The sequence below is a fragment of the bacterium genome, from assembly GCA_016700035.1.
GTDB lineage: Bacteria > Patescibacteriota > Saccharimonadia > CAILAD01.
Genome location: CP064998.1, coordinates 393,701 through 407,387, shown reverse-complemented (window position 1 = coordinate 407,387; position 13,687 = coordinate 393,701). Strand labels below are relative to the sequence as shown.

At 42.7% G+C, this 13,687-nt stretch carries 11 protein-coding genes; 3 read left to right on the top strand and 8 right to left on the bottom strand.

Annotation, left to right across the window (positions count from 1 at the left end; genetic code table 11):
* Window positions 1–62: 62 nt before the first annotated feature.
* Window positions 63–215, top strand: coding sequence for a hypothetical protein (locus tag IPM44_01925; GenBank protein QQS27312.1), 153 nt, complete (start codon window positions 63–65; stop codon window positions 213–215).
* Window positions 205–660, top strand: a complete 456-nt coding sequence (locus IPM44_01920; protein QQS27311.1) for a hypothetical protein — start codon at window positions 205–207, stop codon at window positions 658–660. The genes IPM44_01925 and IPM44_01920 overlap by 11 nt, the downstream gene beginning before the upstream one ends.
* Here the strand turns inward: IPM44_01920 and IPM44_01915 are convergent.
* The 8 genes from IPM44_01915 to IPM44_01880 form a co-directional block, all read right to left on the bottom strand.
* Window positions 641–841 carry a helix-turn-helix transcriptional regulator gene (locus IPM44_01915; GenBank protein QQS27310.1) on the bottom strand — a complete coding sequence of 67 codons (201 nt, stop codon included), beginning with the start codon at window positions 839–841 and terminating at the stop codon, window positions 641–643. The two genes, IPM44_01920 and IPM44_01915, sit on opposite strands and share 20 nt — an antisense overlap.
* Before the next feature lie 88 nt (window positions 842–929).
* Window positions 930–1,346, bottom strand: coding sequence for a hypothetical protein (locus IPM44_01910; GenBank protein ID QQS27309.1), 417 nt, complete (start codon window positions 1,344–1,346; stop codon window positions 930–932).
* Window positions 1,347–1,364: 18 nt separating this feature from the next.
* On the bottom strand, window positions 1,365–2,303 hold the full coding sequence (locus tag IPM44_01905) for an aminoglycoside phosphotransferase family protein (protein ID QQS27308.1): 939 nt from the start codon (window positions 2,301–2,303) through the stop codon (window positions 1,365–1,367).
* A complete protein-coding gene (locus IPM44_01900; GenBank protein QQS27307.1) occupies window positions 2,300–3,790 on the bottom strand; it encodes an ABC-F family ATP-binding cassette domain-containing protein in 1,491 nt (496 codons plus the stop codon). The genes IPM44_01905 and IPM44_01900 overlap by 4 nt, the downstream gene beginning before the upstream one ends.
* 202 nt (window positions 3,791–3,992) lie before the next feature.
* Window positions 3,993–5,462 carry a DUF2779 domain-containing protein gene (locus tag IPM44_01895; protein QQS27306.1) on the bottom strand — a complete coding sequence of 490 codons (1,470 nt, stop codon included), beginning with the start codon at window positions 5,460–5,462 and terminating at the stop codon, window positions 3,993–3,995.
* Window positions 5,462–6,286 carry a DUF3644 domain-containing protein gene (locus IPM44_01890; protein QQS27305.1) on the bottom strand — a complete coding sequence of 275 codons (825 nt, stop codon included), beginning with the start codon at window positions 6,284–6,286 and terminating at the stop codon, window positions 5,462–5,464. Before IPM44_01890 ends, IPM44_01895 begins: the two co-directional genes overlap by 1 nt.
* A 228-nt stretch (window positions 6,287–6,514) precedes the next feature.
* On the bottom strand, window positions 6,515–9,880 hold the full coding sequence (locus IPM44_01885) for an N-6 DNA methylase (GenBank protein ID QQS27304.1): 3,366 nt from the start codon (window positions 9,878–9,880) through the stop codon (window positions 6,515–6,517).
* Entirely contained in the window at window positions 9,877–13,152 is a 3,276-nt protein-coding gene (locus tag IPM44_01880; GenBank protein ID QQS27303.1) for an AAA family ATPase, read from the bottom strand. Before IPM44_01880 ends, IPM44_01885 begins: the two co-directional genes overlap by 4 nt.
* A gap of 189 nt (window positions 13,153–13,341) precedes the next feature.
* Here IPM44_01880 and IPM44_01875 point away from each other — a divergent pair, with 189 nt between their 5' ends.
* On the top strand, window positions 13,342–13,686 hold the full coding sequence (locus tag IPM44_01875) for a TrbC/VirB2 family protein (protein QQS27302.1): 345 nt from the start codon (window positions 13,342–13,344) through the stop codon (window positions 13,684–13,686).
* The last annotated feature ends 1 nt before the right edge of the window (window position 13,687 follow it).

The following is a 13,687-nucleotide window of genomic DNA, read 5'->3' as shown; positions in this document are numbered from 1 at the left end:
AAAACCAGCCTTTCAACCAGAATTTTAGACTAACAATTCGTTCGTACCTTCTTGGGCAAGATGTGAACCATTCAGATCATGTTTGGTGCAAGTTTTGGCTGGGGCGAAGGTTCCTTAATAGAACTTTTTCGATCCAGGATGATGACCAAATTGTCGATGTAGAAGAGATTCGAGAACTACTCGATGAGGAAACCAAGGAGGCTGATGATGAATAACTCATCCCTCTTTGATAACAACACCTTCTATAAAGCATTTGAGCGCGACTTAAAACATGCAAAGCAATCTGTAATCATAGAAAGCCCCTTCATAACCAGGAGGAGGATGGAGCACCTGTTGCCGATACTGAAAAAGTTGCGCCGTAAGGGTGTAAGGATAGTAGTGAATACAAGGAGCCCAGAGGAGCATAACGAAGAATATGCTATCCAAGCAGAGAATGCCGTAGCGTCAATGCAGGATATTGGCATAAAAGTACTCTACACCGTCAAACATCATCGTAAACTGGCCATAATTGACGAAGAAATACTTTGGGAAGGTAGCTTAAACATTCTATCTCAGGGCGATAGTTGCGAGATTATGCGCCGAACGTTCTCCGATAGCCTTGCTCTTCAGATGCTACATTTTACCAAGCTTGATAAGCTAGCTACTCTGGAAAGTCGTTGATGTCTATATCGAGTACTTTAGATAGCTTCTTGATAGTCGGGTAGGAAGGCTGCTGGATGCCCTGTTCAATCTTGGCGATGGTATTTGAATGCACGCTGGTTTTCTCGGCAAGCTCAGTTTGAGTCAGGCCTTTAGAGATTCGAGCATCTTTAACTAGTTTTGCTGCTGATTTATTACTCATAGGTTTCTTATCTGTATTATATCACTACAAAAATAGCTCATGCCCTCTCGCAAGGCGCACAAGCTATTCATTTCAATAGTAGCATATTCTATGCAGGTAGCTCTTCTACTGTTGGAGGAGGCATTATAAACGGATCGCCATGGTACTCAACGCCATCAATCTCAGGTGTATCACCTAAGACAATACAGACAGCCCGCTCGAATCCAAGTTCGTTATACATGGCAAAGGCGTTAAAGTCGTCACTCATGATAAGCTTTCCGTCTTTTACATAGACCTGTAGACCTGGCGGAACGTCGTCCCTAGCCTTAATAGTGAAGTACTTGCGGTAGTCTTCGTGAACTGTTGGCTTGTAGTCTGAGAACGGTTTTATAGCGCTCATATCTGCTAAAGCCATTCGGCAAGTTATTTTACCAGTGTAGGCTTGTTTCAAAAGCTCTATCAGGTAATCGTCGCGTGGTTCTGTATCCGCGGTAAAGTCTGCATTAGATATATCTGATATTTTCATAGCTCAATCTTAGCACTTTTATATCTTGTCGATAAGATCAAGAGTCTGCGAAGTGTTTTGCGCCAATATGTCCCAACGCTCAGTGAAGGCAGCATACTTCTGTGCATCTAGTCCAATATGGACTTGATAACATAACAGTCGATTCTCTATATTCGGAATGTTTAGCCCAATCTTTTTGTAGTGTTCTAATACCTCGTGCATGATGTCGATGTCTTTCCACTCTGGATACCATGGCCACCAGTAGATCAACCATGCTATATCGTAGAGAAAATCACCGTACATAGAGTTGCCCCAATCAATTACCACATCAATCCTGTCATTTTGTACGAGAACGTTGCGATATAGAAGATCGCCGTGAATAAGGTAGCGATCAGCTGGCAAGTCACAAAGTAGCTTCTCAAACACTAGCTTAACGCTGTCAAAAGACTCCGCTCCCGTTGGTGATGACTCTAATTTCTTCCGCCATCCACTTACTCGATTGGTTGGTTTATCTTCAAAACCACCTAACAAGTATTCTTGCCAAGTTGCATAGCTAGCTGATCCTTTGGCTTCCCAAGAGCCATAGCCACTCGTATCCGAGAGGTCTATTGTACGAATTTCATCTAGAGTCGCGAGTAGACTTGGTAGTGTATTTTTCATCTGTTCGCCATCTAGATCATCTAGAAATATTCCGTGATTACGCTCAGAAATCGCAAAATATCCTCGAAGCGCTTTTCCAATCTCAACTAGCTTTGGTACACGAAGCGTGGGTGTAGCGTAGCTACTAATTTTCTGGTCTTTCTCGAAATCTTCTTTGCTGGCAGCAAATCGAATAACATATTCTTTACCGTCATGCAGATAGGCGTAGGCTGCAGACCAGTCACCACCAGTTAGCAGCTCAACATCTTTAGTCTTTGACTTGAGATGGTTGTCTAGGAAGCTTCTTGCTTCATCCAGGTTAATAATGTAGTGTTTCATGATTCTATTACCTTTCCGTCTACTAGGTTAAGTGTTTTGTCTATTTGTAGCTGTTGTAAGAAGTATACATCGTGCGAGGCAACCAGTATTGCTCCGGCATAGTTTTGCAAGGCATTTTCAAGCTGCTCTTTCGTAGCGATATCAAGGTGGTTTGTTGGTTCATCCAATATTAGGAGATCATGGTTAGCTAGTAGCAACTTTGCAAATGCCAGCTTTGACTGTTGCCCACGAGACAGCTCGGCTGGCATTTTCTGAAGACTTTCTGCGTCAATTCCTAGGCTTCGGGCCCGTCTATACACTGCTTCCTGATTTGTCTCATATGTACTCAGGTTATCTATCGCCGATTTTGCGTAGTCTAAACCTTCAGTATCCTGCGAGAAGTAACCGACAGTCACATCACTACCGTAAGTTATGTCCCCAGAACTGGGCTCAAGTTGCTTAGCGATAAGCCTTAGTAGAGTAGATTTACCTGAGCCGTTTAGACCTTTGAGGTGTATGTGCGAATTTCCTCTAATCTCGAAATTATTGTCCTTTAGAATCGTGTTGTCTTCGTACGACTTTGATACATTTTCGACCTCGACAAGCAACTTACTGTTATGCACTGAGCCACCGAGACTAAACCTGTAGCCCACGCTGAACTCAGGACGTTCGACTTCTTCGAGTTTATCCAGCCTTGTTTCTATATTCTTGGCTTTCTGACCTAGTTTCACCGAAACTCTATTTCGAAAGAAGTCACGCTGGTACTTGTCATTATCCGCACGCTTAATGTGCTCATGAACATGTTTGGTAGCTTCTTTCTGCGCGACCATCGCTTTCTTGAGTCGCTTCTTTTCTTCTTGCTGTTTTTCATACTTCTCAAGTGCAGCCTGAAGCTCAATATCTTTCTGTTCTTTGTAAAAATCATAGTTGCCACCGTATTGTCTTGTCACCCCATCCTTGAGTTCAACAACTTTTGTTGCCACAGCGTTAATGAAGCGACGGTCGTGGCTTACGAAGAGAATCGCTCCTTTGAAGCGTTTAACAAAGTCCTCAAGCCAATCAAGTCCTTCGGTGTCAAGGTTATTGGTGGGTTCATCTAGTAGCAGTACTGTTGGTTCTGGATCTTGAGCCAATACCTGAGCAACAGCAACTCGTGTTTTTTGACCACCACTCATGTTACCCAGAAATCCATCTTTAGATATAGTCTCTAAGCCCACCAGATTTAGGGCATAGTCAATACGCCAGGGCTCTACAGAACCGAAGCTTTCCTCGATAGTACTGGTAAGATTGTCCATCTCCTGCGGAATATAACCGATCACATCATGATGATTTGTAATCTGTCCTTCATCCGACTTAACTTCGCCGAGTAAAATCTTAAGTAGCGTGGTCTTACCAGCACCATTGGCACCAATAAGAGCAATTACCTCACCGGATTTAACCGACAGGGTAACATCTTTAAGAACGGGGTTATCTTTATATGATTTTGCAATTTTATATAGATTAAACATAGTTTTCTCCAAAACAAAAAGCCGAGCATTCAGGTGAGTAGTCACGCAAGTGCTCGGCTTTTTTACAAGAAGTTAAACTAATAGGAAAGAATCATACGAAAAAAGACGCTTGTGCGACTACTTTGCTCGTGCGATTCTTATCATCTATATGTTCTCCTGAATTAAATACTAACTTAGATATTACCATAAGTGTGATGTGCTGTCAAACATTTTTGAGAGTTTTATATATCTCAACCATAGCAAGTGTATCTAGCTTACAATATTCAAGGAGTGACTCATACGTCTTGCTGGCTAGCTCAGTATCATCCGACGTCACTGCCTCGTACCAGCGTAGCGCCGCTGCTTGGCCATTGGATATATCCATATCGTCATAGCTAAACCCATCAACCAGCACGGGAAGCACTTTCTTAATCGAGCTACTGCCCTTGAACTTATGATGAACAAAGTGCTGTTTACTGAATATCTCCATCAAATCAAAGACTCTGTCATTGATACTGTTCATGAGACCAGCAAATTCAGGATATTGCTCGGCCATTTCACGATTTCTACCCATTTCAAACGACTTATTCCAGGTGATGACGCTGCCGCTCGGTCCAATTTGCTGCTTAAGGTTACTTAAGAGCTCGTGCGCTGGCAAAGTGGTTGAGTCATGAGAAAGGTACTCATAATGCTCCAAGGTAGCGCCAGGCTCCTTTAAAACATGCAGTGAATACTGAAATGGTATCTGTTGATAGGGCTTACAGTTTTCGTATAGGGGGAGTGCGGTAGATACCGTCTCATAGTCGAGAAAGTACAATGGGTATTCAAGTTCGCTCAATACCTCTGCGATAGCGGCTTTGTCTATCTTTGGCTGCTTAGTTTTCTCAGCATCAACCTGATTCTGTTGGATTAGTGATAGCTTTATGTCTTCCGGCACGTCGTGAACATTAACAATGTCATTATCTATAAGCAGTGCCAGCTTCTTGCCGTTTATTCTGCTGATATTAAATACCGAATATTCTGGGATGTCTGGGTTAAGGTAGTGGAATGTTGGGCAATGTTTAGATCTTGAATTGAGCCGGCAACTACAGCCGTTCGGTTCGTCGGTTTTCTTAAGATATTCCAGAGCGTCACGGGTCTGAGCGCGGACGGTTTCAACCAGTTCGGCGACCTCTTTTGTAACATCTGACTCCATCAACAGATCATCGGGGACAACAGTGGCACGACGCTTGTAGTCCTTATTGAGATAGATGATCTTAACTTTACCAATAGTGTAGCCGGCGTCTTCAAAGGCAACGCGCTGAAAAGAAAGGTCGAGAATATGCTCTTTTTTGATAGAGTTGGTTGATTTAACTTCGTATAGCGTCCAGGTATCTGAAGTATCTTCTCGAGTGATGATGTCGGCCATGGCAAGCAAGCCTTCGTTTGTAATAACCGTAGCCTGGAAGATAGTTTCGGCGCCGCTAGCTACAAGTTTTTCAGTATCGACCTTAGCGGTTGCTCCATGCGAGATAACGAGCTCAGCTTCGGGGAACAGAAGTCGAGCGTAGCGCTCAATCTCGTTACCTTGCTCAAGGCGCTGTTTGATAGCTTCATCTTCATCAGTTGGCACAACCTCGGGTTTGTTCTTCCATAGCCAAAGATAGCTAGGGCAGATGAGGTATTTTAGGTAGTCAGATTTAGATATATTCATCAAACCTCCTTTTCCAGTAACAAATCGATCCATTTTTGCGTATACACATAGTCACTATGCGGGGAGTCATAGACACAATACTCTGTCTTGCAGCCAATCTTGTTTGAAGCGCTACCATTTGGCCTGACTTTATATTTCTGCCACATTGATGTGTGCCATGCCATATTCTTTTTCTTTTTACTAAGCTCATTAATTTTTTCGAGAACTTTTGTGGGCTTATATCTATCAGCATTGGCGACCGGGACACCTTTTTCTTTAATTGCAATGATGGCCTTGTCGTATTTTTCCATCTCTTCTTTATTGGTCTCGTCGTATCTGACAAACTCGATCGCTAGATCAGACGAATTACGATGGTTCCCAATCTTAGGCACAAAGAATGCCTTGAACTCATACTTTTGCGAATTAACAACATCTACGCTTAGTAGATTTCGGTAATCTTTAACAAAACTAATCACATCCCGCTCGAGTTTCGACTTAGGTAAAGTTCTTCTACTGCTAGAAAGCTGGATAGGCACAAACATAGTATCGATAATTGATGATCCTTTTCCAAATTCGTTAACTAGCCAAGTCTCGTAATTTAGTACTAATGCTTGGCATTCGCCCAAAACAAACTGGTCAAGTGACGGTAGGTTTCTGTGCTCAACCTTATTCCTCAACTTTATGAATAATTCAACATTCTTCCTAACAGGATCATTCTCTTCGAAAACCTTTTTGAGAGACTGCTGAAGGTCCCATGTTGCTTTGTCGCCATCAATGTATTCATATCGACCGTTACTTTTTTTGTAGTAGTAATTTATCTTATGTTTTTCGAAGTATGCATGCATTAGAGAGGTCCAGGCTATAGTCATCAAAACAGTAAAGTTACCCGCCCTAAAGATGCTTCGCGGATCGTTATAAGTAGACACAGCTTGTAGTGCAGAGTCTTGCGACTTTTCCAAGAGGGACTTACATTGCCTAGAAAGTCTTTGCATTATCACTCTTTAAAACAGCGTCTGAATTCAAAAGTATGGAATTTGCATTGGTGCAACTTTTCCTATAGGTCATCGTATTCATCACGAGCTCTCGACTATGGATATCTCTTCGTCAGTAAGACCGTATATCTCATAAATTAATTGGTCAACGCGTTGCTCGGTATCATGCGTATCTGCTCTTGAATCTTTTGATCTTTCCACAATTATTTCATCAACTAATGCTATTATCATTTTCTGCTGATCTTCAGAGCAGCTGGCTATTGGAATTTTTGACAGTGGATCGTAGAAGAGTTCAAGAGTGTCTCCTTTACGCTTACCTCTGTTATATAACCAAAATAGTGCAAGTTTTGAATTAAGTATACCCAATAAGTACTTTAGTGGGTATTCACTGTTTTTCGTAATGACCGAATAGGCATCGGTTCGGAAGTACCATGGCTCATTTGTGTACCCAAAAACATTTGTTTTAGAACGGTAGGGTACCATGATCTTTTCAGATTCAAAGATTGAACGTTCACGAGCTCGGTGCAGAGAATACCATGGGTAGCTCTCGTTATACGTTGTAAGGCGATTCGTCAGTAGGGCTTTGAATTTATGCAAATGCGCTGCTATATTCGGGAGACCATCGATACCGTCTGTCCTTGAAAGGTAAATCACAAACTTAGTGGGTTCGGTATCACACGAATACTTATAGATATTTGAGTTTTTGTAAAATGGATGTACGAATTGTAATTCTTTGGGCGTGAAACTTTCAAGCACTTCAGCGTCGGTTCTTCTTGTAGCATCTAGGACAAATATTCCATCTCCAGCCTCACTTACCAAGTCAAATTTTTCTTTATGTTTTTTTGTTACTGTGTCGGCGCCTGATAGGAGCCCCTGATTGATTGATGCGACGTGCTCAAGTGCGTATTGGTTATTTTTTATCTTTGACAATACCAAGTCAGCAGCAGAAGACCCTTCTGTATCGTCGCCACTAAATCTGATCGAATAATCATCTTCGTCAAAGAGATCATCCTTTGAATTAGCACTGTAAGTTGCTATGGGTGAATCCTTAGCTAACAACTGCGCTAGAGTATCTGCCCCAGCTAGACCACCTGATTGCGCCATTGTAATTAAGGTAGGCTGGTCATCCTTACACTTCTCAAGAACAGTTATCATATTGTGCTGGCCAAGAGCTGACTCAAATATCTTTAGTTCGTTGAAGTTGATTAATTCTCTAATCTGAGTACGTTCAAAGATATCTTTACGTAGCTTTTTAGCTCCACTCGCTGTTGGATAATAGTTTGTGGTGATGAACGTGGTGACACCTCCATCTCGATTAAGATTGATGGCCAGATGGAAGAAGAAATAGAACAAATCCATTTTTCCCATGTAATAATCCTTCAACCCATCTTCTCGAATCTTTCTAAATAGTTCTTTATGGCCTTTTTCTCCAAGATACGGTGGGTTGGCAATAACAATATCAAAATCGGGTATGCCAAACATCCATTCTGCGTCAAACCAATCAACCATATTATGCTCAAAGGGTTTCCAGCGTGTAAGTGAATTATATAGCCTAGATGCCGCTCCCTTGTATTCATCTATGTTCTTTAGGGCCATCTCTGTCTGCAATGCATTAAACTTACTTTGCAGCTCTAGTCGCTCCATCGCGGTTGCCCCAAAGTACTTGTTTCGTATATCTTTAAGCTGATCTATATGTGACGTATCTTCAAATATTTGCTGCTGTTGCTTTGAACTAGACTTCGCGCCGTGTACAGGAAGTTGAACGAGTGAGTTTGCACAAACAAATTTAAAATCTAGATTTGGCAAGGGCTCGATACCTCGGTTGGGCAAGTCATCGTCAACTTTTTCTTCCACAATGAGAGTCAGGAAGCAGCGTAGTTTTGCAATTTCAACCGCAATAGGCTGTATGTCGACACCATATATACTCTCCCTTATAACCCCTAATTTTCTGAGATAATCGAAATTTTTATTAGTATATTGCTCCTCTAGATGTCTTCTGAGTTCTGGCGTAGCGCTAGAAAGCTGACTGTCCAGCCAGTATCTTGCCTCAGTATCAAGTTGCTGCAGTACATATACGATTTTCTGTAGAACACCTATAGGGAAAGCACCGGATCCACAAGCAGGGTCCAGCACAGTCAATCTCGAGAGCGCAACCAATACTTGCTTGACCTCGTCTGGACTGAGAGGGTGTTCGCTATCATCTAGGCGGTCGTAACTAATTAACGCATCAATCTTATCCGGCTCAATGTTGGTTTTTGATTTTATAGAATATGCGAGGCTTCTATCTACCATGTACTCGACGATGGAACGAGGAGTATAAAAGCTCCCTGTGCTCTTTCGTGCACTTTCTCCAGTTTCAGGATTAATCTCTGCTAAAAGATTTTCGAATATCCGCCCTAACATTTCTGGATCGACAGACAGATCTACGTCGTAAGTGGTATTTTCATCAACTGTAAAGTTATACCTATCGAGTAGCTCTGTGAATTCTTGAAGCCACACATCTGGGATCTCTACCATCTGTGAAACTGGGACTCCGCCGTTGTATTGGTAATGGTCACCACTTGGACCCTCCTGCGGGCTAAACAGGCCACCGTTTAAGTACGGAACGAGGTCATAGTCGTTATTTTTATACTCATCGTGTCGGTCTTTTGACTTTTTGTTGAGTACTTCGAAGAATAATGGGGCCAATACGCCATGGTAATATTCTGATTGCCTTGAAGCAGCATGCGATAGAATTGACTCGGGGATAAGGGACGTGCCCTTGTCGCTCTTTTTCTGTCTTAGAAACCAGCAGAATACAAGTCTGCCTATCAGCCTTACTGCGAATTCCTGGTGCTCAATTGACTGACTAGATTTTCCAGATATCTTCAACATACCTGAGTATTCCACAAGCTTCTTGCCGTTCTTTCTTTTGCCGCCGACCAGTTTGGTGTAAAGGTCTGCAATAGAGTTGTAAAACTCTTTATTTACAACCTCTACAGAAAAGCGCTTCTGGAGATCGTCGTAATCAACTACGCTACCATTCTTTACCAGGTACTTATATGGAGTTACTGTTTTTGTATTCTCGCCCAAAAGATAGGAGTAGCGGCGAGGGTTGGATAACTTAGTTATGATTTTTCCATCCTCTATAGTTGCCGTAGATGTCATGAGTGAAAAACGCCACTGAGGATCGTTTTCATTACGAAAGACAATCAATGCTCGATATGCTTGGTATTGTTTCATTAGCTTGAAGGCATCAGTTGTAATTGCAATTCTCTTATCGATAGATGCGCTTAGCGTTACTTCAAAAACAAGTAAATCCAAGTCAGTAGAACTACCTAATTGGGTCGCGGAATCAAACAATTTAGATGTCGATGCTACCTCGCGAGTATCTTTGGTGTAGCCAGGTAAAAAGTCTGCCAAGAACGTTTGGAGTGACTGCCTTTCATATGCCTGATCTAGCTTCATGCATCAAGCTCCTCAGCGAGCAAGAGTAACTCCCTGCCTTCGTCCGCGCGGTGTGCGCGGTCGATGACATTACGTATGAACTGAACGGGAACATTTTCTTGTAGCTGAGAATACGCTTGCTCAACATTCCTAATATCCATCTGCGCAATATCCTTGAGAGTACCCTCGCTAACGTCATCATACTCCTTGATGATTTTAATGAGATCTGCACAGTAGCTTTCGCTTGATGGGATAGTTTCTTTTAGGGCCATGAGCATTTTTATTGCATCCTGTCGTCGGCCCTTGATAGGGGGGAGCGGGTTCTTGGCAAAAAGTTTCTCTTTCGCTTTATTAAATACTGGAGCAAACTTGTCTGGAACTTCGTAACTAACTTCTTCAGGTGTTGCTTCTAGAAGAGGTACTGCCTGTTCTGCGCCAACGACTACAGGCTCAGTTGTTTCTCCGGCAAGTGTGAAGATCGACTGCTCTCCCTTTTTCCCAAAGACGAGCACGGTCTTCTCCTTGCGATCCTTTCGTAGAATTCGTGATCTACGAGGAACTTGCAGTATCTGTTTTATTAGATTCTCGTCTTTTAATGCTTGGTCGTATGCTTCCTTGTGCTTAGCATCCCACGACAATACCTCTGAGTCTTCTTCAGCCTTACTAAATTCATCCTTGAAGTATGTTTGGACTTGTTCGTCGCTTGTTAGTGTTTTTGTGTCACTCCCTACGATAGAGTTAATAAGGCTCATCTTTAGGGTAGATACCTGCTTAACGCGTGTTTCGGCTTCACCTATAGCAGTCGGGAACGAGTTGTACACATAGAGGGTATCAAACACCTTCTTATTTATACGATTAATACGGCCAACACGCTGAATAACTCTTGTTGGGTTGTATGGAATATCATAGTTTATAATCACGCCAGCACGGTGCAGGTTGAAACCTTCACTCAAAGCGTCAGTGGCTAGCAAAATATCGAAGTCGTTTGTCTGTTGATCTGATGGATGTGAGGCATCAAACTCTTCCTTGATAAGTTTTCTCGATGCTGGGCTAGCGTCTCCAGCGGTGTACTTAAAGATACGGTTAACGCCACGCTGTCTAAGCGCGTCATATAAGTAATTGACGGTATCAGCATAGCCCGAAAATACCACTATCTTTCGCTGAGGATTATCTTGAATTAGGGCATGAATTCTCTTTGCAAGGTCGTCTGACTTGGGGTCATCATTTCTAAATTCTGAATCGCCGAACCACTTGGACTGTATGCGCTTTAGGATCTGAGTGTCGTGCATGACATCGGCAATGAACTTAGGATCAAGCATCTCCTTGGGTATGGCAATGAGACCTTTTTGCTCACGCAGCTCATCTAGCTGTTCGTCGAGCTTATTACCATCTTCGCCATCCTCTTGGCTAAAGTCTTCTGTATCTGGAATTTGGCCTTTCTTCATGATCGGTACTTTACCGAGGTCATTCCACCAGCGCTCTACGAGTTCATTAGTTTGAATCATTTTATTAAGCGTACTCTCAAAGGCGTACTTAGAGCTTTCAAAGCGCATCACAAGTAATTTGCGCATGAAGTTTGCGAGGTTAGTCTGAGCAGTTTGAAGGTCTGATTCGTCAAGATCCTTACCGTACTTCTCAATAAACTCTTGTCTGTTCTGGATATAAATAGCTGGCTTGTATCGGGCGCCGATGAAGCCATCGCCTGCTTCGCCACTAATTGCGTTCAATGTCTCAACATAAAGATCAAGAAGCGGGCCAAGATCATATTCCATAAGCTCAGGTCCCTCAACCTCAGCAAAGGCAATGTTTTGCCTCTTTAGATCCTCACGGTACCTTGTTATATGTTTCAGATCTAATCTAGATCTTCTAATCACAACGCTCTCGATGAGCCTACGCTGCTCAGCTGCGATTGCCTCTGCCTCGGAATCGATTTCAGGTTGCTCCATGCCCTTGGTCATATTCTTTCGGAGTTTTTTGTAACGATCGATTAGTTCACGGAATCTGAGGCTCAGATTATCCACTGATCGAATAGTTGCTTGTCCTGGGGTCTGGAAAAGCTTAATGAGTGCAAAGATATCTTTAGGGGCGTTATTAAACGGAGTTGCAGTTAATACCAGTATTTTGTTTTCTGGGTTGCTTCTACAGACCTGGTGCAGCAGTTTGTAGTCGTTAGTATCTTCGTTCCTGTACCGGTGAGCTTCGTCGAGAATAATCAAAAGTGGTTCGTTTGAATTCTTATAACGATCGTAGACTTGCTGAATATTACCCGAACTAAAAACCCTGGAGCCTCGTATACCAAATTGCTCTTTATAATCTTCCCACTGAGGAATGAGGTGCGGTGGAGCAATGATTACGGTATTCATATCCATGTTACGGGCGATACCGGAGGCTATGATACTTTTTCCGAGACCCACAACATCTGCTATCAATACACCGTCATATTTCTGAAGACGTTCCATACCCATCTTAATGGCATCGAGTTGATATTCTAGATCCGAAAATTGGCCGTTCGTGATTTTGCTCGGGCTTAGAATTTCCTCGGCTTGCTCGTGACCAAATAGCTCATGAAGTACACGAATATACATCTCATACGGCGAAGGCGTCTGATACTTCCAAACACGCTTTTTAAGCTCCTTTAAGAATTCATCTTTCCTGTTTATATCAGCTACTGCAATTGATTTTGAGCCGTCCCAGAGATCTTCGAATTTTCTTTGATACTCTTCGAATTTTGATTTATCTCGATAGGTGTCATTAAGCTCTCCCTGGCCTACAAGACCCCGATACGTCATGTTGCTTGAGCCAGTAAAGACTGTGCCTGGAAAGTCTCCGTTTTGTGATAACTCTGTATTGTTATGAATTAAGTAAAACTTACCGTGTTCGTCGGTAAGTGTCTTTCTAATTTCAAGCGTGCCGTTCTCGAGTTTGCTTGTAAATATGTCGAAAGCCTTCTCGGCCTTAGGATCATCAAAAGTATCACTATCGTTCAAGAAGCCAACAAGAGCATCTGTATAGTTTTGAATGAGGCCCAACGAGGACCTTGTGGGTTGTCTTGGCTGCCACCTTGAGAGGTCTTCATCAGCTTCTTTAGAAAACTGCACTATATCTGGTATGCAAGTAGGGTCGACTTCCATGCCGACCAGTACGCGCACATGCTTGTCCTTGAGCTGCTCAGCTAGCGCCTCAAAGCCTGAGAAGTAAAAATAACCAACTGAAATATCTACTTTATCAGCGTTGGTTAAAGCATTCGAAAGTGCAGACTGCATCGTTTGACTATTGTTGTCGATAATTCCCATTACAGTTTAGTATATCGCTTTACTCCCTGTATGAGAAGCGAGTATTTGCATAAGTCACTGTTTGATTATTTGATGAACTTAGCGGTGGAGCTAAAGTGTTGAAAGTGGTTATGTTATAAAATAACTCTTGCAATTTTGCAAATCTTTGATCTATGATGAAATTACATTAATTTATCGACGGAGGGTCATATGATCAGAAGGTCCACAGATATTAAAATAACTTTGCTCATTGTAGCACTGGGATTGCCACTCGTGCTCCCGGGCACAGCGCTTGCAGCCACCGCGGGGGTAAGCAACGTCGAAAACTTTATAAGAAGTATAATCACGGTCTTTGCAGGACTAGCCGGTCTCGTAGCGACCGGTTTTTTAGTTGCAGGTGGTTTTACTTACATCACCAGCTCAGGTAACCCGGAGCATTTAGATCGAGCCAAGCGCACAATTACCTATGCGCTCATTGGTCTCGCTATCACAATAGGGGCGTTTGTGATTAGCAACATCGTGACCACACTCGCAAGCAGCGCCTTCGGGGGATAGC

Coding starts and splice junctions, on each gene's coding strand:
- IPM44_01885 (QQS27304.1), bottom strand. CDS start 9,880: ATGAAGCTAGATCAGGCATATGAAAGGCAGTCACTCCAAACGTTCTTG.
- IPM44_01910 (QQS27309.1), bottom strand. CDS start 1,346: ATGAAAATATCAGATATATCTAATGCAGACTTTACCGCGGATACAGAA.
- IPM44_01895 (QQS27306.1), bottom strand. CDS start 5,462: ATGAATATATCTAAATCTGACTACCTAAAATACCTCATCTGCCCTAGC.
- IPM44_01900 (QQS27307.1), bottom strand. CDS start 3,790: ATGTTTAATCTATATAAAATTGCAAAATCATATAAAGATAACCCCGTT.
- IPM44_01880 (QQS27303.1), bottom strand. CDS start 13,152: ATGGGAATTATCGACAACAATAGTCAAACGATGCAGTCTGCACTTTCG.
- IPM44_01915 (QQS27310.1), bottom strand. CDS start 841: ATGAGTAATAAATCAGCAGCAAAACTAGTTAAAGATGCTCGAATCTCT.
- IPM44_01890 (QQS27305.1), bottom strand. CDS start 6,286: ATGCATGCATACTTCGAAAAACATAAGATAAATTACTACTACAAAAAA.
- IPM44_01920 (QQS27311.1), top strand. CDS start 205: ATGATGAATAACTCATCCCTCTTTGATAACAACACCTTCTATAAAGCA.
- IPM44_01905 (QQS27308.1), bottom strand. CDS start 2,303: ATGAAACACTACATTATTAACCTGGATGAAGCAAGAAGCTTCCTAGAC.
- IPM44_01875 (QQS27302.1), top strand. CDS start 13,342: ATGATCAGAAGGTCCACAGATATTAAAATAACTTTGCTCATTGTAGCA.